General features: G+C 48.6%; 18 protein-coding genes and 3 pseudogenes. 9 read left to right on the top strand and 12 right to left on the bottom strand.

The features are described 5' to 3' along the window. Positions 1 to 120: 120 nt before the first annotated feature. The gene (locus BG910_RS01435; RefSeq protein ID WP_123806059.1) at positions 121 to 360 is read right to left on the bottom strand and encodes a hypothetical protein; all 240 of its coding nucleotides are present in this window, start codon (positions 358 to 360) and stop codon (positions 121 to 123) included. Between the two features lie 183 nt (positions 361 to 543). Beyond that, on the bottom strand, positions 544 to 1350 hold the full coding sequence (locus BG910_RS01430; protein ID WP_089035306.1) for an outer membrane protein assembly factor BamD: 807 nt from the start codon (positions 1348 to 1350) through the stop codon (positions 544 to 546). Between BG910_RS01430 and rluD the strand changes: the two genes are divergently transcribed. Further along, positions 1349 to 2473 carry a 23S rRNA pseudouridine(1911/1915/1917) synthase RluD gene (gene rluD / locus BG910_RS01425; RefSeq protein ID WP_089035305.1) on the top strand — a complete coding sequence of 375 codons (1125 nt, stop codon included), beginning with the start codon at positions 1349 to 1351 and terminating at the stop codon, positions 2471 to 2473. The two genes, BG910_RS01430 and rluD, sit on opposite strands and share 2 nt — an antisense overlap. A gap of 53 nt (positions 2474 to 2526) precedes the next feature. On the opposite strand, the pseudogene BG910_RS13220 reads toward rluD, so the two are convergent. Beyond that, a pseudogene (locus BG910_RS13220) lies at positions 2527 to 3331 on the bottom strand (integrase core domain-containing protein). A 204-nt stretch (positions 3332 to 3535) separates the two neighbouring features. On the opposite strand from BG910_RS13220, the gene BG910_RS01415 reads away from it, so the two are divergent. From BG910_RS01415 to BG910_RS01405, 3 genes are all read left to right on the top strand, one after another. Next, positions 3536 to 3847, top strand: coding sequence for an ArsR/SmtB family transcription factor (locus BG910_RS01415; protein ID WP_089035304.1), 312 nt, complete (start codon positions 3536 to 3538; stop codon positions 3845 to 3847). Between the two features lie 140 nt (positions 3848 to 3987). Next, complete coding sequence (locus BG910_RS01410; protein ID WP_232462219.1) at positions 3988 to 4614, top strand: DsbA family oxidoreductase; 627 nt, start codon at positions 3988 to 3990, stop codon at positions 4612 to 4614. Beyond that, positions 4614 to 5276 (top strand): alpha/beta hydrolase, encoded by a 663-nt coding sequence (locus BG910_RS01405; RefSeq protein WP_089035302.1) that lies wholly within the window; start codon positions 4614 to 4616, stop codon positions 5274 to 5276. The genes BG910_RS01410 and BG910_RS01405 overlap by 1 nt, the downstream gene beginning before the upstream one ends. Before the next feature lie 168 nt (positions 5277 to 5444). On the opposite strand, the gene istB is transcribed toward BG910_RS01405, so the two are convergent. The 3 genes from istB to BG910_RS01390 all read right to left on the bottom strand — a co-directional run bounded on the left by istB (position 5445) and on the right by BG910_RS01390 (position 8141). Beyond that, positions 5445 to 6173, bottom strand: coding sequence for an IS21-like element helper ATPase IstB (gene istB / locus BG910_RS01400; RefSeq protein WP_332457770.1), 729 nt, complete (start codon positions 6171 to 6173; stop codon positions 5445 to 5447). Then, entirely contained in the window at positions 6160 to 7692 is a 1533-nt protein-coding gene (gene istA / locus BG910_RS01395) for an IS21 family transposase (RefSeq protein ID WP_089035300.1), read from the bottom strand. The genes istB and istA overlap by 14 nt, the downstream gene beginning before the upstream one ends. Positions 7693 to 8000: 308 nt before the next feature. Further along, entirely contained in the window at positions 8001 to 8141 is a 141-nt protein-coding gene (locus tag BG910_RS01390) for a hypothetical protein (protein WP_157693997.1), read from the bottom strand. A 199-nt stretch (positions 8142 to 8340) separates the two neighbouring features. Between BG910_RS01390 and BG910_RS01385 the strand changes: the two genes are divergently transcribed. Further along, complete coding sequence (locus BG910_RS01385; RefSeq protein WP_157693996.1) at positions 8341 to 8652, top strand: DUF4298 domain-containing protein; 312 nt, start codon at positions 8341 to 8343, stop codon at positions 8650 to 8652. A 368-nt stretch (positions 8653 to 9020) separates the two neighbouring features. Here BG910_RS01385 and BG910_RS01380 read toward each other — a convergent pair whose 3' ends face one another. Next, entirely contained in the window at positions 9021 to 10082 is a 1062-nt protein-coding gene (locus BG910_RS01380) for an NADH:flavin oxidoreductase/NADH oxidase (protein WP_089035297.1), read from the bottom strand. Positions 10083 to 10274: 192 nt separating this feature from the next. Here BG910_RS01380 and BG910_RS01375 point away from each other — a divergent pair, with 192 nt between their 5' ends. Continuing rightward, the gene (locus BG910_RS01375) at positions 10275 to 10724 is read left to right on the top strand and encodes an aldehyde dehydrogenase family protein (protein ID WP_198344810.1); all 450 of its coding nucleotides are present in this window, start codon (positions 10275 to 10277) and stop codon (positions 10722 to 10724) included. 30 nt (positions 10725 to 10754) lie between these two features. Then, positions 10755 to 11897: an NADH-dependent flavin oxidoreductase gene (locus BG910_RS01370; RefSeq protein ID WP_089035296.1), complete on the top strand. Its 1143-nt coding sequence runs from the start codon at positions 10755 to 10757 to the stop codon at positions 11895 to 11897. 276 nt (positions 11898 to 12173) lie between these two features. Here BG910_RS01370 and BG910_RS01365 read toward each other — a convergent pair whose 3' ends face one another. Together BG910_RS01365 and BG910_RS01360 are read right to left on the bottom strand one after the other, a co-directional pair. Then, positions 12174 to 12761, bottom strand: coding sequence for a DapH/DapD/GlmU-related protein (locus tag BG910_RS01365; RefSeq protein ID WP_089035295.1), 588 nt, complete (start codon positions 12759 to 12761; stop codon positions 12174 to 12176). A gap of 36 nt (positions 12762 to 12797) precedes the next feature. Then, entirely contained in the window at positions 12798 to 13952 is a 1155-nt protein-coding gene (locus tag BG910_RS01360; protein ID WP_232462218.1) for an alpha/beta hydrolase, read from the bottom strand. 301 nt (positions 13953 to 14253) lie between these two features. On the opposite strand from BG910_RS01360, the gene BG910_RS01355 reads away from it, so the two are divergent. Together BG910_RS01355 and BG910_RS01350 are read left to right on the top strand one after the other, a co-directional pair. Further along, positions 14254 to 15162 (top strand): LysR family transcriptional regulator, encoded by a 909-nt coding sequence (locus BG910_RS01355; protein ID WP_089035294.1) that lies wholly within the window; start codon positions 14254 to 14256, stop codon positions 15160 to 15162. A 123-nt stretch (positions 15163 to 15285) separates the two neighbouring features. Beyond that, positions 15286 to 15742: pseudogene (locus BG910_RS01350) on the top strand (IS1595 family transposase); the annotation flags it as partial. A 127-nt stretch (positions 15743 to 15869) separates the two neighbouring features. On the opposite strand, the gene BG910_RS01345 reads toward BG910_RS01350, so the two are convergent. The 3 genes and pseudogenes from BG910_RS01345 to BG910_RS01335 all read right to left on the bottom strand — a co-directional run bounded on the left by BG910_RS01345 (position 15870) and on the right by BG910_RS01335 (position 17653). After that, positions 15870 to 16301: a nuclear transport factor 2 family protein gene (locus BG910_RS01345; protein ID WP_089035293.1), complete on the bottom strand. Its 432-nt coding sequence runs from the start codon at positions 16299 to 16301 to the stop codon at positions 15870 to 15872. A 21-nt stretch (positions 16302 to 16322) separates the two neighbouring features. Further along, on the bottom strand, positions 16323 to 16763 hold the full coding sequence (locus BG910_RS01340; protein WP_089035292.1) for a nuclear transport factor 2 family protein: 441 nt from the start codon (positions 16761 to 16763) through the stop codon (positions 16323 to 16325). A gap of 238 nt (positions 16764 to 17001) precedes the next feature. Continuing rightward, positions 17002 to 17653, bottom strand: a pseudogene (locus BG910_RS01335) (IS1595 family transposase). Between the last annotated feature and the right edge of the window lie 226 nt (positions 17654 to 17879).

Genomic DNA, 17879 nt, shown 5'->3' with positions numbered 1-17879 from the left:
TCTGAAAATTCAGATAGCGCTCAATGCTTTAATCCGGAGATAACGCCTGCCACAAAGCCGACGGCGAAAGCGCAGGCAAAGAAAACGGTTATTTTGCGACGGCGTAAGGTATCGAATAGCTTATTTTTCATGGGTCTGGCTCATTCTGGCAATGGCAAGTTTCATAAAAAAATAGTAAAACGGGATATAAAAAACCGTTGCAATCAAAGCGCGGCGCAAGGACGAGGCTGCATCGCGGTCGGACCAATACGTCAATGCGGCAAACAGCACGAAGAAAATTGCGCCGGCGGCACAGGCGGTTTTCCAACTGAATTTTTTAGGAGTGGCAAATTTCATTTGAACCTCATTTGGATCGGACAATCGGTTTCAGACGGCCCTTGGGGATTGATTGAAAGAATATCTCGGGCCGTCTGAAAATAGATCGGCGCAGATTAAAATTTGTCCATTGTTTTTTATAAAAGTTCCGAGAAAAGTTCCGAGCCGTTTGCCGTAAAAAAGGCCGTCTGAAAATTCAGACGGCCTTTTTGCTTAAGTTCGGCTCTTTTATTTCCAATAACGCCACCACGGCATATCGTTTGGCTGCCACGGATGGGTCAAGAACGGGCTTTTCGGGAAGTTTTGCGCGAGGATGCGGCGGGTGTCGCCGGCAAGCTGCTGTTTGCCCATTTTTTGATAGGCCAGTTCCATCATCGCCAGCGATTCTTCCACATAGCGGGTGTTTTGATAGCGCTCGACAATTTTCTGCGCGCGATTGACGGCGGCGAGATAGGCGCCGCGTTTCATGTAGTAGCGGGCAACGGCCATTTCGTTACCACCCAGCGCGTCAACCAGACGGGTCATGCGTTCGGTGGCGTCGGCAGCGTATTTGCTGTCGGGGTATTGCTGAACCAGTTGGGCAAACGACTGATAGGCATCACGGTTGGCTTTGGGGTCGCGGTCCGACCAGTCTTGCGAGGCGAGTTTGTTGAGGAAGGATTTGTCTTCGTTAAACAAAACCAGGCCTTTGAGGTAAAGCGCATAGTCGGTGTTGGGGTGTTGGGGATATTGGCGTTGGAAGCGCTCGATGGCGGCCAGCGCTTTTTCCGGCTCGTCGTCTTTATAGTAGGCGTAGGCCGTGTCAAGCTGCGCCTGCTGGGCGTAACGGCCGTCGGGGAAACGGGATTCGAGGATTTCGTATAATTTTACAGCTCGCGTATAATTGTTGCTGTTCAATTCGTCCTGCGCTTCCTTGTAGAGCTTGTCCACACTCCAATCCTGAGTGATTTGGGCGTCTTTATCGGCCGCGCCTTTCGTACCGGCGCAAGCGCCCAGAGCCAAACTTAAAGAAACGACTAAAAGAATTTTTTTCATGCAAAACACTTCCTTTGAAAATGAAGCCGATTATAGCGATGATTACGACTTTGCGTCAGCCCCTGAAACGGAAAGTTGCGTTAACCTGACCGTTCCGCTCGAAATGGCGGGCTTGCGCCTTGACGCTGCATTGGCCAAACTGCTGCCCGACTATTCGCGCAGCCGCCTGGCCTCTTGGATTAAAGACGGCGCGGTCATTGTAAACGACAAAGCGGCGCAGCCGAAAGACAAACTGATAGGCGGCGAAATTATCGCCGTCAGCGTTAAGCCCAGTGAAGAAAACCTCGCTTTCACGCCCGAGGCGATGGATTTGGACATCGTTTACGAAGACGATACCGTGATTGTCGTCAACAAACCCGCCGGTTTGGTCGTCCACCCCGCTGCGGGCAACTGGACGGGCACGCTGCTCAACGGTCTCTTGGCGCACTGCCCCGAATTGTCGCAGGTACCGCGCGCAGGCATTGTGCACCGCCTCGACAAAGAAACCAGCGGCCTGATGGTCGTCGCCAAAAACCTGCCCGCGCAAAATTCACTGGTTCAACAGCTGCAAGCGCGCGCGGTCAAACGCATCTACCGCGCCGTCGCCAACGGTATCGTGCCGTTTGACGGAAAAATCGACACCTTAATCGGCCGCGACCCGCACAACCGCCTGAAAATGGCCGTCGTCAAATACGGCGGCAAACCCGCCGTTACCCATGTGAAAGTGTTGGAACGCTATCTTTCCCACAGCTACATCGAATGCGCCCTCGAAACCGGCCGTACCCACCAAATCCGCGTCCACATGCGCGAAGCCAACCATCCGCTCGCCGGTGACGCCGTTTACGGCAATCCGCGCCACCCGTGCAGTGACGCCGTCAAAGAAGCCGTCAAAGCCCTCGGCGGCCGCCAGGCGCTGCACGCCTACCGCTTGAGTTTCATCCACCCCAAAACGCAGGAAACCGTTTCGTTTGAAGCGCCCATGCCCGAGGATATATACCGCCTCTTGTCCGTCTTACGCTTGGAAGCCGGCTTGGATTCGTCGCTGAGCAACGAAGAGGAATGGAAAGACAAACTCGACGGCGACGATGACGACGATTGGAACGAAGACGATTACGACGTCGAAGTCGTTTATGTGCGCGAGTGAGGTTTTCAGACGGCATTGCAGGCCGTCTGAAATGTAGAAAATCATCGCGTTGTTTACACAACAGGCTGAGAAAAATAAGCCTTCGTCATCTCAAACGGCGTATTGTTCCAAGCCCCTGTGCGGCTTAACCGTATTATAAAAGTTCACAAAGCGGCATAACTCCTTACGGCGGTGTTCGGGGTCGTCAAACGTCCGTTTACTGTGCCGCATCTCCGTCAGCGTCCGAATCACGCGCTCGGCTTTGCCGTTGGTTTGCGGACGGGTGATGCGGGTGAACTTCTGAACGATGTTGTTTGACGGCAGGCAGCGCCGAACGGGAGGGAGCCGTTGCCTTTGTATTCCACCCCGTTGTCCGAATACGCACACCCGACAGTGTACGGGCAGCGGTCAATCGCATCGCGCAGCAGGAACTTGGCGGCACTTGAGGCGGTATGGTCGGGCAGGATGGCCGCGTACAGCTCGCGGGAATAGTCGTCGATGGCGACAAACAGGTACTCGGACGGGTCGGCAACGGTTTGTTTTTTCAGCCGCGGCAGCCGTTTGGTATCGAAATGCACCATTTCGCCGGGATAGGATTTGTTGTAGCGTCGGGCTTTCTTTTTGAGCTTTTCTTCGATTTCCCGTTCGACCTTAGCCAGCCGTTTGATGCCGTATTTTGCCTGTTTGAATCGGTTGTTGGAGCTTTTTTGCGGTACCGGCAATCTGCCGCGGGCGGCTTTGAGGCCCCGGTAAACGGTAACCCTGTTGACGTTGTAGCGTCGGGATAACGAAGTGACGCTTTCTTTGTCTTGGGTGTGGGCCCGCCAAACGGCTTGACGGCTGTGCGGAGTGAGGCGGGTGGTTTTTGTGGATGTCCATAACAGTATTTTCTTTCGGATACTTAAACAACGTTAGGTTTTTCTACACTTCAGCACGCCAATAGCCGTTATTTTAAAATAAACTTGGCGAATATATTGATTATGTTGGGTTTACCCTCTAACTTACTTATTAAAAACATTACATTGACAAATCTATATTTATAGATTTAAAATCCGCTCATTCAATAAACAGCAAAAGCAAACGATGAATTTTATAGAAATTTGCAAAATATTAGCGAATGAAAACCGCGTTCAAATGCTGCAATGGCTGAAAAATCCCGAGCGGTATTTTCTCGGGGCGGAATTTACTGCCGATGCGATTAATAGCGAAGGGGGAGTGTGTGTTCAGGCGATTACGGTTAAATCGGGTTTGGCTCAATCGGTGGTATCTAACTATTTGAATAGTATGAAAACTGTTGGTTTAGTGAGCGTAAGCCGCTCGGGGAAATGGATGTATTACCGCTATCAAGCCCAAGCCGTTGAGCGGTTTTTAGCGGATTTGCAGCAAAATATTTAATCTTTTGAATCACGCCTTTTTCGGCGTTTTTCAAACCCTGTACAAATCTATAAATCACTATATGAAGATAGGAAAGCACGATGAAAATTGAAATCTGGTCAGATTATGCCTGTCCTTATTGCTACGTCGGAAAACGCCATTTGGAACAAGCACTTAAACAATTCCCACACGCCAAAACGGTGGAAATTGTCCATCGGGCGTTTGAGCTTGACCCCACCGTTTCCGCTGAAGTGAACACCACCACGCAGCAGCGGATTGAACGCAAATACGGCAGAAGCCCTGCAGCGGCGATGGATTTTATCCGTTCCGTGGAGCATGCCGGCAAGCGCGTCGGCTTGGAAATGAATTACGAAACAGTGCAATATAGCAATACGTTTGATTCACACCGCTTGACCAAATTGGCGGCGACTTTGGGCAAAGAAGTGGCGTTAAACGAGCGTTTGTTCCGTGCCTATTTCACTGAAAATGCGGTGTTGTCCAACCGAGAAACTTTGTTGAAATGCGCGGAAGATGTCGGCATCAGCCGTGATTTGGCGGCAAAAATGCTGGATTCCGAGCAATTTGCCGATGATGTGCGGCTTGATGAACAACAAGCAGCGAGATTGGGCATTCACGGCGTGCCATTTTTTGTGATTGATGGAAAATTGGGCATGTCGGGGGCACAGCCTGTTGAAATGATGCTGCAAGCTATGGATCAGGCTTGGAGCGAGCAAACGAAAACCGCCATCGCCGAAGGCATGGCTTGCGGCGTGGACGGTTGTCATTGATGAAATCTTTTGTACCGCATTCGCAACCCATTGTTTTGTCGTCAGAAAAGGTGGATAGCTGTGTGATTTTATTGCACGGTTTAACTACAAACGGGCGGGCGTTTTTGCCCATCGCCCGATATTTGGCTGCAAAATTGCCCGACACGCGTTTTGTGTTGCCCACCGCTCCCGTCCGTCCTGTGAAATGGGCAGGGCAGGCGACTTTTGCTTGGTATGATTTGTTGGACGATGATTTTACAGCAGCGGAAGATTCGCAAGGCATCCAAGCTGCTTCTGCTTATGTGCATGATTTAATTAATGAACAAATCCAATCGGGGCTGTCGGCGGATAAAATCGTGCTCGGCGGATTTTCGCAGGGCTGTGCGATTTCGTTTTGGGCTGGGCTACATTTTCCGCAAAAATTGGGCGGTATTTTCGGTTTGTCAGGCTATTTGCCGCTGGCGGATTTATGGCAACCTGAAAAAGTCAATCAAGAGACGCCTGTTTTGTGGCAACATGGCGGCAGGGACGAATTGGTTACGCTTTCGCAAATCGAGCACGGAAAACAGCTTTTGGCGAAACAGCAAGATTTTGAATTTTTAGCATATTCGGGTTTGGGGCATCAGATTGTGGTGGAAGAATTGGACGCTGTTGCTCGGTGGTTGGGACGGTGTGGGTTGTGATTTTAGCTCCGCTGAGTTTAGTTTCAGGCAGCCTGAAATGCCTGTCTGAAACTCGTAGGGCGGGTGTCAACCCACCGCTTTTCATACCTCATCAAACTGTGGGTTGATACCCACCTGTCAATTCCATTCCAAAACTGAGCCACAGTTGTGGTCTAAAATTGAGCCACCCTATGAGCGGTGTTTCATCCGGTAAGAATCATTGCCCGTCTCAAAAATATCGCAGCAATAAGTCAGGCGGTCCAGTAAAGCACCCGTCATCTTTTCATCCATAAACAGCTTCACCCATTCGCTAAAAGCCAAATTGGTCGTCATGACAATACTCGTCCTTTCATGCAGTTGACTCATCAGATGAAACAGCAGCGCACCGCCTTTCTGACTAAACGGCAGATACCCCAACTCATCAAGAATCAACAAATCGTACCGACATTGCTGTTCGGTCAGTTTCAGACGGCCTTCGTCTTTGTCTGCTTCCAATTTGTTGACCAAGTCCAGTACATTCCAAAAACGTACCCTAAATCCTTGTGTCGCAGCTTCGATACCCAGTGCTGTGGCAATGTGTGTTTTACCCGTACCCGGTCCGCCTACCAACACCACATTACGCTTTTGTCTGATATAGCCCCCGCCCAACAGCAGTTCCAAGGCCGGACGGTGTATCAAACTCTGCTCAAAATCAAAGTCGGCCAAACTGCGGTGTTGCGGAAACCTTGCCTGGCTAATCCGGTTTTGGGTGCTTCTTGCTGTTTTGGCTATATGTTCGGCAGTCAACAACCGCTCCAGAATATCCAGCGTACCCCGTTTGCGACGGATGCCGTCCACTACGATTTCATCCCATTGCTCCGCCATCGCACCGAGTTTCAATTCTTTCAGCAATCCAACCAAACGTTCATGCTGCATGATGTTTCTCCTTCACCGTATCCGTTTGTTTGCCCGACAAACTCAGTAAGCGGTCATAACGGCTGCAATCAACTGACGGCGGGACGGTAAGTGGGATGTCCCTGATATGGAAACGGGGTGAAGGCGGTTCTTTCAGACGGTTGATGATGTTCAATACCGCCTCCGGTGTCGGCATACCTTCGTCCAATGCCAATTCCGCCGCCGTCAATGCCAAGTCAGCATCGTATTCGGCCATCAGGTTCAGCAGTTTGACCATCACCCTGTCTCCTTTGGGCTGTTTAAGCAAACAGGCTTTCAGTCGCTCTATGACGGGCGGCAGCACCCAGCCGATAAAAGCCCTGCCGTCTCTTAACGCGCCGGGTTTCTTTTGCAGATAGGGCAAAAAATGCCAAGGGTTATAGCTGATGCCGTCCTTCACAAAGCTGCGCGGATGTTCGGCAATGCAGTCGGTATCGCTACAAAAGCGGACGGTCTGTGCGCCGATATAAGCCCTAACCGTATTGCCCGCCCATTCGACCGGTACGCTGTAACGGTGACGTTCGACGGTAACCAAAGACTGGTTGCTGACTTTGAGTATCTCCAAACGTTCTGCCGGATAGGGACGGAAAGCGGCCAACGAATGCTTCTCCCTTTCCCATATGTCGGTAACCGGCTGCCTGTATTCGGGATGTTTGTGCTGCTGCATCAGCCGTAGGCATTGCTGCTGCAGGTAGTCGTTGAGAGAGGTGAAGGAATCAAAAGCCAAAGTCGGTTTGAACAATCTTTCACGTAGGTAGCGTATCTGCCTTTCGACCTGCCCTTTCTCCCAGCCGGAAGCCGGGGTACAGGCAACCGGTTCAATGAGAAAATGGGTCATCATCTGTAAAAACTGCGCGTTAAATTCCCTCTCCTTACCTTTGCCGATGCGGGTAACGGCGGTCTTCATATTGTCGTAGATACCGCGGGTAGGTACGCCGCCGAAGAAAGCGAATGCGCGGTTGTGCGCATCCATCAACATATCGGCTTTCTGATTGGGATAAGCACAAATGAAAAAAGCCCTGCTGTGGCATAAGCGGAAATGGGCGATATTCACCTTGACGGTCTGTCCGGCCAAACAAACGGTTTCGATACTCCAGTCAAACTGATAAGCATCACCCGGAGCAAAAGCCTGAGCCATAAAGACCGGAACTGGTTTGGGTTGGTGCTGTTGACGGAATTTGCGGATAAATGCGGCAACGGCGCTGTACTGTCCGGTATAACCGGCATCTTTGATGCGTTCGAAATGCCGGCGTGCGGAAAGGTGTTGCTGTTTGGGCAGTTTGGCTTCTTGGAGCAATTGTTGGGCTAATGCGTCAAGAAAAGGACCGAGCTTGGGGTAATGGGTTTGTTCTCTGCGGTAGACGGGGGGTTCTACGGTGGCGTGCTGCAGATATTTAGCGACTGTATTGCGGGAGAGTTTGAGTTGTTTGGCGATTTCACGTTGTGAGAGTTTCTGCCGGTGAAAAAGCCGGTGCACTTTTGCGATGGTTTCCATACATAACATCCAGGTTGGGCTCCGCTGTGTGATAAAGCGGAGCAGTTTATAACAAACGGAGAGTGGCTCACTTTTGGAGCACAACTCCCCATTTCCCTGGCTCAGTTTTGCACGATATTTAACATTCTGTGTTCCAAGGGTTTTTATGCCTTGTGCGCCTGCATTATTCAGATAATCCAAATGCCAAAAACTTGCGCTGCGCCATTTTTGTCCTTTGATGTCGTTTAAATTGGCAAGCGGTTTGCCAGCCATAAACGTCACAGGATAACCCAGTGCAATAAACACAGGTTCAAGATTTTGGGCGTGGTATTCCGCATTTAATTCGGGAATTTGGCGATAAGCAGCCTGAATAATTTGATATTGCCACGAGATTGTTTTTCTACTTCGCGGAAAAATTCATCGTAAATCACTTTTGTGCGCATATTGCCGTAGGGTTCATGGTCAATGTAGGTCAGCACGGTTTGTGCGTATGATGAAGTTGATGCAAGTAATAATGTTTCCAGGATAAGTAAATGATATTTCATGAGAATTCCTATTTATGGATTTGAAAAGTCAGTATTATAAGGTATGCGATTTCATTATAATGACTGTATCTCGGCAAGGGCGATTTGTGGGATCGCCTTTCCAAAAAACGTAAACAATAAAAAGGAGTATTCAATGTTAGATGAACAACGTTTAAACCAAATCCGCCAAATGGAACAAACGCTGAATGATGCGACCGAGCTGATGGCGAAAATAGAACAATTACAAGAGGAATGGAAAAACCAACAACCTCATATTCAAGCGTTGCTCGACTACTATTTTCAAGGTGATTGGCGAGCAGATTACGAAGCATTTGATAATGGCAAGATCCCGCAAGGAATGTCGTGCGGTGTGTTAAGTGAAGATGCGGTATTTAATTTGATTTCCGATCAGCAACGCTTGTCGATAGAAGCGATTAAATTAGCCGTCAAAGCATTGGAGCGTTAATGGTAAAAAAAGCGATCAATCTGATCGCTTGTTTCTATCTTTCCGTTCTTAATTTCGCTAGCACTGCTTTTAATGTTTTGTCGAGCGGTGCGATGATGTGCATTTGTTCTTCGGTTTTAGGGTGAATAAAACGGATCGAATGGGCGTGCAAAAATAGGCGATTGTGTACTTTTCAGGCTGCCTGAAAACAACCAAACTGATAAATAAGTATTTAACCAATAAAATCAATACCGTCTGAAAAAACCAATCTTTTCAGACGGTATTTCTATTTTCAGGCAGCTTTTGGGTTCTCAACCATTCTGGAATACGCCTCGCGCAGATTTCAGGCTGCCTGAAATTCAATTAAACCAAGCAGCCGTTAAAAACGGTTATGCGAAACCGCGTTGGTATGGTGCTGGCACGTCCTGCATGGGTTGCGCATCGGATGCGTTTTGCTGGTATTGCGTGTTGAGCCACCAGTTGGCATCGCGCAGCATGGCACGTCCCACCGCCACCAAATCCGCATCGCCCATTGCCAACACATGGTCGGCTACCGCCGCATCGTCCAGCATACCCACCGCAATGGTCGGCAAACCTGTTGCCTGTTTTACTTTGCGCGCCAAGCCCACTTGGTAGCCTGCGGAAAACTCGGGGTGCTTGCCGTCTGCCAACACGCCGTTGCCGCCGCCGCTGACGTGAATCAAATCCACACCTGCCGCCGCAAATCGTTTGGCGACTTCCACGCCGTAATCGCTGTCAAAACCGTTTTCGGAATATTCCTGCGCAGAAATGCGAATCGCCAACGGCATTTCAGACGGCATCACCGATTTGGCAGCCTTGATGACTTGTTCGCCGAACAGCATGCGGTCTTTGCCGTATTCGTCATCGCGCGTATTGGATTTGGGCGAGTAGAACTGGTGGATTAAATAGCCGTGCGCGCCGTGCAGTTCAATCATGTCAAACCCGGCATCCACTGCGCGTTGCACCGATTGTTTAAACAATTCCACGATTTCCAAAATTTCCGCTTTGGACAGTTCGCGCGGCGTTTTCAGATTTTGTCCTGCGAAATCCTCCGCGCCGTAGTGGATGGCAGACGGTGCAACCACATCATCGCATTCCTGCGCTTTGCGCCCTGCGTGTCCGATTTGAATACCGATTTTGCTACCCTGCGCGTGCACCGAATCCACAATGCGCTTAAACGCATCACGCTGCGTGTCGTTCCACAAACCCAAACAGCGCGGCGAAATGCGGCCATTGGGGGCGACATTGGTCATTTCCACGATAACCAAGCCCACGCCGCCCACCGCACGGCTGGTGTAATGCACGAAATGCCAATCGTTCGGCACGCCGTCTTGCGCGCTGTATTGGCACATGGGCGGCATCACGATGCGGTTTTTGAGTTGCAGATTTTTTAATTGAAACGGTTGTTGCAAAAAACGAAATTTAGCCATGTTGGTTTCCTCTTGATGGGCATTTCATGAAACTATTTTCAGGCTGCCTGAATGGAATGGATAGGCAGCCTGAAAACAGTTTCATAGGGTGTTTTGATAAGGTTTGCTATTGTAGGGTAAACTCTAATATAAAATCCAATCATTGTTGTTTATCAAGGCAAGAATCCCACCGAAATCGCCGATTATGTCAAAGTGGTTACCCCACGCCACTATCAACGTCTGAAAGCCTTTTTAAATGATGGCACGATTTTGGTTGGTGGCGAATACAACGATAAAGAAAGCAAATTAGCCTTTACCCTGTTGGATAACGTAAGCTGGGAAAGCCCTGTTATGCAAGAAGAAATTTTTGGTTCTATATTTCCCATGCTGACATTTGCCAATATAGACGAAGCGATTGCTCGCGTAAAAGCCAATGCCAAACCGTTTGCACTGTATCTGTTTACACAGGATAAAACCGTTGAAAACCGTGTCTTGAAAGAAGTATCTTTTGGTGGCGGCTGCATAAACGATACGTTCTTGCATGTTACCCATATTGACCTGCCTTTTGGTGGCGTAGGTGATAGCGGTATCGGCGGCTATCATGGTGCAAACAGCTTCTATGAATTGAGCCACAGCAAAAGCATTCTGAAACGCGTTGGTTAATCATCAAGTTATCCATACAGGAGTAAAACAATGAACCCTAAATTCCAACCTTTATTTCAACCCTATACCCTAAACAACGGTATAGAAATCAAAAATCGCTTGGTGGTTGCACCCATGACCCACTTCGGCTCAAATCCTGACGGCACTTTGGGCGATGCTGAACGCACATTCATCGCCAATCGTGCTGGCAACATGGGTATGTTTATTACTGCTGCAACATTGGTACAGGACGGTGGCAAAGCATTTCATGGGCAGCCTGAAGCGATTCATGAATCGCAAATTGAAAGCCTAAAAGCAACTGCAAAAATTATTCAGGCGCAAGGTGCAAAAGCCATTTTGCAAATTCATCATGGTGGCAAGCAAGCCGTAGATGAGCTGCTCAACGGCAAAGACAAAATTAGCGCCAGAGCAGATGAAGCAACAGGCACACGTGAAGCAACCGATGCGGAAGTTCGCTCACTCACCGCCGCATTTGGTCATGCTGCCGATTTGGCGATTCAGGCAGGCTTTGATGGCGTAGAAATACACGGCGCAAACAACTATCTCGTCCAACAATTCTATTCGGGGCATTCTAACCGCCGCACCGATGAATGGGGTGGTTCGCGCGAAAAGCGGATGCGTTTTCCTTTGGCGGTGATTGAATCTGTGCTGGCAGCTAAAACCAAGCATGGCAGAGATGATTTTATTGTGGGCTACCGCTTTTCGCCCGAAGAGCCAGAAGAAGCAGGCATCACCATGGAAGATACCCTAGCGCTGATAGACGTATTAAAAAACCAGCCTCTGCAATACCTGCATATTTCCTTGTGGGACTTTTACAAAAAAGCCAGACGTGGGGCAGATACTCATGCTTACCGTATCCAGCTGGTTCATGAGCGCATCGGCGGAAAATTACCGCTCATCGGCGTGGGTAACTTATATACCCCAAGTGAAATTTTGGAAGCGTTTGACACAGGCTGGGCAGAATTCATTGCTCTTGGCAAAACTGTAATGGTGAATCCTGACATCGCCACCCGTATCATCAACAGCGATGAAGACGGCATCCAACGCACCGTTGACCCCGAACAAACCGACCACTATGGCTTCCCCGATTTCCTGTGGAACGCCACCATGAGCGGCACGCAAGCATGGCTGCCGCCGCTTAAAGGGCAAGAACCCAATCTTTTAGATTTGTAACCCTTATCAACAGACCGTTTGAAAGTACACTCAGTTCTTTCAGACGGTCTATTTGTTTTATGGGGTCAATGTTTTTATAAATCGCTTGTTTGATCCCAATGTGGACAGCACGACAGAATGCATTAACTATATTCGCACACGGTTTTCGTTGCCGCCTTGTTTCAAAAAATAAGTGCATCAACCAAAATGCAGAATAACCATGCCGTCTGAAAACAAAAATTCAGACGGCATCTTGTTTTTCAGGCAGCCTGAAAATATCTGTTTTGACAAAACGGTCTATTTTATTTTTTTCAATATCTTGGCTGGCACACCACCCACCACGCTATCGGGCGGCACATCCTTGCTGACCACTGCTCCTGCCGCCACCACCGCGTTTTCCCCCACCGTTACGCCCGCCAAAACCGTTGCACCGGCTCCAATCCACGCGTTTTTCTTGATAACCACAGGGCGGACGATGACACCGCGGCGGCTGGCTGCATCAAGCGGATGATTCACGCTGATGATATTGGCGCGCGGACCAATCAGCACATTGTCTTCCAAGATGATGCCGCCCAAATCGGTAAACATTACCCCTGTGTTGATAAACACGTTTTTGCCGATGCGGATGTGTCTGCCAAAATCGGTATAAAACGGTAAATTGATGCGGACACTGCTGTCAATTGGGCTGGCTGTAATCGTTTCCAGCAGGGCTTGCGTTTGCGCCGGGGTATGGAAGCCTGTGTTAAGTTTCGCAACCCACGGCGCGTTTTCTGCCACAATTTGGTGAATCTGTTCAAACAGGACGCTATCGTGTGCAATCAGGCTGTTTAACGGCAAGTCCAAGGCACAATCTGCCATAACATCGCGGGTAGTGCGGGGTAGCATTGCATTCTCCGTTTTATAGTGAATTGAATTCAAACCCTATTTCAATTTTGCCTTGAAAAAGGCTTCAAATTTATCAAAAGGGATTTTGCCTGTGGTGTTGTCATACAAATCGGTGTGATTAGCGCCTTTTACGATAACCAGTTCTTTGTCTTTGCTGCCTAGCGACTTAAACGCGTCTTCGCCGAAATAGCGAGAATGTGCGATTTCGCCGTGTACCACCAAGGCAGGTGCGCGTAATTCGCTGGCGCGTTGCAAAATCGGCATATTGATAAACGGCAAGAAAGCGGTGGTTGTCCACGAACCCTTCGGATTGGAATTTACCGAGCGCGGATGAAAGCCGCGTTTGGTGCGATAGAAATTCGCATATTCTGCGACAAATTTCGGTGTTTCGGCGGTAATGTCTTTTTCGGGGTCAAGATTGTTGGCAGGCAATAAATCCGCATAATCGTGTTTAGCGGCTTCCCAACGCGCGTTGCTCATGTCTAATTTCATTTTGTAACGTGCATCCGCATCTTGTGCGGGTACGCGGTCATATTGACCTTTCGGGTCTAGCTTGATTTCGTAGCCGTTGGCATTGACACGCGTCATGTCATACATGGTGGATACAGCAACAGCTTTAATGCGCGGGTCGGAAACGGCGGCATTTAAAGCAAAACCGCCCCAGCCGCAAACACCCAAAATGCCGATGTTTTCGCGGTTTACATTTTTCAGGCGGCCCAAATAGTCCACTGCTGCGCTGAAATCTTCGGTGTTGATTTCGGGCGATGCCATATTGCGCGGTTCGCCACCGCTCTCGCCAGTGTATGAGCCGTCAAATGCCAAGGTAACAAAACCGCGTGCTGCCAATTCTTGCGCGTATAAACCGCTGGATTGTTCTTTTACTGCACCGAAAGGCCCACTCACGGCAATGGCAGGCAGTTTGCCGCTGGCGTTCTTGGGCAGATACAAATCGCCCACCAAAGTGATGCCGTAGCGGTTTTTGAACGACACTTTTTGGTGCGAAACATTGGAATTTTGCGGAAAAATTTTGTCCCATTCTTGCACCATAGAAACGGGCAGAGTGGGGTTTTGAGCGTGCGTCATGCGGTTGGCTCCTTGTGTTTGTTGCGAAAGAACAGGGGCGGCGGCGGTAGAAAGCGCGGCGGCGGTAAAAGCGGCAGTAAGGGTTTGAATGAATAAACGGCGGTTCACGGTTTACTCCTGTAACATAAATAATGAACAGAGCGCATGATACGGATAGAGATTGGTGCTGTATATGGTTTAATTTCAAACACAGTGTTCCTGATTTTGAGATAATCCTACCCCATTCAGGCAGCCTGAAACCTTTGCAAAACCCCATCTTTAGCACATTTCTTCGCGATGCGCTTCTCGCCCACTTGAAAATATTTCCATATTATCTGCGTCCAAGAAAATATATTGTCCGCGATGCTATCGCTTTGAACTGCGCTCAAATCTGGGGTTCTGCAAAGGTTTCAGCTAGAAAGGAACAAAAATGAACAAACTGGAAGCCCTGCGTCTGTTTTGCGCCGCCGCCGAAACCGCCAATTTCCGCCAAGCCGCGCGGGATAACGGACTGCCGCCGCAAGCCGTTTCGCGGGCGGTGGCGTTTTTGGAACAGGAATTCGGCGATATGCTGTTTGTACGCAATACGCGCAGCACGCAAATTACGCCGTTTGGCGAGCAGGTGTATCGGCAGGCAAAGGCGGCCGTGCAGCAGACCGACAGCGTGTTTCAGGAATTCAGCCTGAACGAGCGCGTTACCGAACGCGGTTTGGTGCGGGTTGCCATGCCGCGACTGGGCTATTCGGGTTTGCTGGATGGGGTAATCGCGCGGCTGGCAGCCTATCCCGAAATTGTGTTGGATTGGCGTTGCGGTAATGAATTGCGCGATACCGACCGCAGTCAGATTGATGTCGGTATCCGCGTGGGAACAGCGCAAAAAGATGATTTTATTGTAAAAAATATCGTACCGCTCACGCTGGTTAATGCCGCTGCCCCCAGCTTGCTGGCATGTTTGGGTGAACCGTGCGACACGGCGGATTTGCAGACACGCTTTCCCCTGCTGGGTCATTTGAACGAAAACACAAACAGCATTTTTTCGTGGGAATTTGCAGACGGCAGCGAATTTGTGCCGAGCCAGCCTACGTTCATCGCCCCCGAAACAGAACACCTGCTAGCAGTGGCAAAGGCAGGGCGCGGCATCGGGCAGTTTGCCCTTTGGCAGGTGCGCGACGAAATCCGTTCAGGCAGCCTGAAAACCGTGCTGCCCAAGCAAACAGTGGTGCTGGAAAACTGGCAGTTGTATGTCTACCGCCCCAACCGCCACCGCAACACGGCGCGGGTCAAACGCGTGTTTGATGCGCTGGTTGGGGTGCTGGAAGCATGGTTGCAGGGGGATTGAAATGTGAATGTGGCGGCTTGAAATGTCTGTCTGAAAAAATCAAAACAAATGCTGTCTGAAAGATTATTCTTGGGGCTGTACTAGATAACTAGGGAAATCTAATTTCAGGTTAGAATAATCCCGATGAGAAAAAGTCGTTTAAGTCAGTACAAACAAAATAAACTGATTGAACTGTTTATTGCGGGTGTTACCGCACGCACAGCAGCTCAATTAGTCGGCGTCAATAAAAACACTTCTGCCTATTATTTTCATCGTTTGCGCCTACTCATCTATCACAACAGTTCACATTTGGAAATGTTTGATGGCGAAGTAGAAGTTGATGAAAGCTATTTTGGCGGACAACGCAAAGGCAAACGCGGTCGCGGTGCAGCCGGTAAAGTGGCGGTATTCGGGCTTTTGAAGCGCAACGGCAAGGTTTACACCGTTGCCGTACCCAATACGCAAACTGCCACTTTCATTGCCGATAATCCGTGAGCAGGTAAAGCCTGACAGCATTGTTTATACCGATTGCTACAAAAGCTATGATGTACTTGATGTGAGTGAATTTAGCCACTTTCGCATCAATCACAGCACACATTTTAATGGTAAATTTTTCTGAAAACCAAGCAAAACGTGCTTCTACGAAGCACCACCCTCTCCCGCGCAAAGCGCAGGAGAGGGGACAGATTGTAGGAACTTCAAAATTGGGCGTCGAAAATCAGCCGTTTTCACAGATTTTCGCTAATCATAAAATTCGCAATGCGTTTGGCGATGAGCCATTTGCCGTCCACTTTTTGGTAGGTATCGGCGTAGCGAACATAGTGGTTATGAATGAGGTTTTTGCCGTCTTTCTCGCCCACCAACGCCACTTGGCAATAGTTGATTGCAGTCGCATTCGTTTCATCTTGAAATGTTACGGTATGCTGACCGTTTAAGTGATAAACGGTGTGGAAATCTGCCAAAAAGCTCGTGAACACGTTTTCGATTTCCGCACGCCCTGTCATTTCAAACACAAGTTTGCCGCCGATAAAGGTGTTCACCACTGCATTTTCCGTAAATAACGGCATTTGCTCAGCGACTTTTTTCTCGTCTGCCAAATTTGAAAAAGTATCAACTAGATCCTTGATTGCTTGACGCTCTACAAGCGGGTTAAAAGTCATCTTTTTTTCCTTATTTTTGAGTTAAAACAATGTGGCAACCGCTTTTCGCACCTGCCACGCCTGATTGATTTCGACCACATCAAGTGCCAGTTGCAATGCCCAAGTCCCCTTTGCCCCCCAAATGTTGGCGGTTGTTTTCGCCCTGCCGATCACTTGATTTTCAAGGGTTTGTACTCTCACTTCTTCGATGTGGAAATAGCACATTCTGCCGTGCTGAATATCATCAAGCCATTCTTGCTTAGGCTGAACATAGCCTGTGATATGGGTGAGGGTAAAATCGTCCGTTAAAAGGGCGGATAGCATTGCCGTATCTGCCTCAACCATCGCTTGATTAAGACGGCGATAGACGTCCACAAGCGGTCGGTTTTGATGATTTTTTTGCATTGATGATCCCTCAAATAATGCACGACATAAGCCAAAAGTAGTGGCTATTATAGTGAAAATTTTGCCTTTGATAATCATCAAAATCTTATAACAATTTGGCTCACATCAACGTAGGTGGTGCTGACCTCAAAACCTGCCTCACGTAACGTTTTGGCGGCTTTTTCTGCGTTTTCAAGCTTGATATCCGCAAGCAAAATATGCTTGCCTACCCCGATTAAGTTTCACCAACTTTTTGATATTTCGATGTTTTCATTTCATCCGAAATGCCAATTTCGTAATATTTTGATATTAAAAAATTTGGGGCTGTCCTAGATAACTAGAACAAATCCTTCTTTACTAATTGTTTTAAAATGGAAATTTGAACTTTTATTTCACTGTGGTTAAAACGCCATTCACATTCCTTCAAATACAGCTCCAAATGCTCTTTGGGAATGCCGTTAAACTTACGCAAATGGCGTTTTGCTTGGTTCCAAAAGTTCTCAATTCCGTTAATATGATTTTGTCGTTCAGCAAAATGTGTGCTGTGATTGATGCGAAAGTGGCTAAATTCACTCACATCAAGTATATCATAGCTTTTGTAGCAATCGGTATAAACAATGCTGTCAGGCTTTACCTGCTCACGGATTATCGGCAATGAAAGTGGCAGTTTGCGTATTGGGTACGGCAACGGTGTAAACCTTGCCGTTGCGCTTCAAAAGCCCGAATACCGCCACTTTACCGGCTGCACCGCGACCGCGTTTGCCTTTGCGTTGTCCGCCAAAATAGCTTTCATCAACTTCTACTTCGCCATCAAACATTTCCAAATGTGAACTGTTGTGATAGATGAGTAGGCGCAAACGATGAAAATAATAGGCAGAAGTGTTTTTATTGACGCCGACTAATTGAGCTGCTGTGCGTGCGGTAACACCCGCAATAAACAGTTCAATCAGTTTATTTTGTTTGTACTGACTTAAACGACTTTTTCTCATCGGGATTATTCTAACCTGAAATTAGATTTCCCTAGTTATCTAGTACAGCCCCTTATTCTTTAGACGGCATTATCATTCAAAGCCATTTTCAGACTGCCTGACCCCCTTTGCTACCCAGCCAAATGCTTCTTAATTTCCACAATCCTATGATTGAGTAAATAAAATTCGGACAGCTCGAATGCCTATTTTAAAGAGAGTGATGCCGTCTGAAAGGTTTTCGTTTTTC

This window comes from Neisseria chenwenguii, assembly GCF_002216145.1.
Classification (GTDB): Bacteria; Pseudomonadota; Gammaproteobacteria; order Burkholderiales; family Neisseriaceae; genus Neisseria; species Neisseria chenwenguii.
The sequence above is the reverse complement of the archived record's forward strand: the minus strand, read 5'-3'. Positions and strand labels throughout refer to the sequence as shown.

Bases quoted from the DNA above. Each gene is read 5' to 3' on its own strand.
- BG910_RS01430 (WP_089035306.1), bottom strand. From the start codon at position 1,350: ATGAAAAAAATTCTTTTAGTCGTTTCTTTAAGTTTGGCTCTGGGCGCT.
- BG910_RS01355 (WP_089035294.1), top strand. From the start codon at position 14,254: ATGAACAAACTGGAAGCCCTGCGTCTGTTTTGCGCCGCCGCCGAAACC.
- istA (WP_089035300.1), bottom strand. From the start codon at position 7,692: ATGTTATGTATGGAAACCATCGCAAAAGTGCACCGGCTTTTTCACCGG.
- BG910_RS01415 (WP_089035304.1), top strand. From the start codon at position 3,536: ATGAATTTTATAGAAATTTGCAAAATATTAGCGAATGAAAACCGCGTT.
- BG910_RS01340 (WP_089035292.1), bottom strand. From the start codon at position 16,763: ATGATTATCAAAGGCAAAATTTTCACTATAATAGCCACTACTTTTGGC.
- rluD (WP_089035305.1), top strand. From the start codon at position 1,349: ATGCAAAACACTTCCTTTGAAAATGAAGCCGATTATAGCGATGATTAC.
- BG910_RS01380 (WP_089035297.1), bottom strand. From the start codon at position 10,082: ATGGCTAAATTTCGTTTTTTGCAACAACCGTTTCAATTAAAAAATCTG.
- BG910_RS01385 (WP_157693996.1), top strand. From the start codon at position 8,341: ATGTTAGATGAACAACGTTTAAACCAAATCCGCCAAATGGAACAAACG.
- BG910_RS01405 (WP_089035302.1), top strand. From the start codon at position 4,614: ATGAAATCTTTTGTACCGCATTCGCAACCCATTGTTTTGTCGTCAGAA.
- BG910_RS01345 (WP_089035293.1), bottom strand. From the start codon at position 16,301: ATGACTTTTAACCCGCTTGTAGAGCGTCAAGCAATCAAGGATCTAGTT.
- BG910_RS01365 (WP_089035295.1), bottom strand. From the start codon at position 12,761: ATGCTACCCCGCACTACCCGCGATGTTATGGCAGATTGTGCCTTGGAC.
- BG910_RS01370 (WP_089035296.1), top strand. From the start codon at position 10,755: ATGAACCCTAAATTCCAACCTTTATTTCAACCCTATACCCTAAACAAC.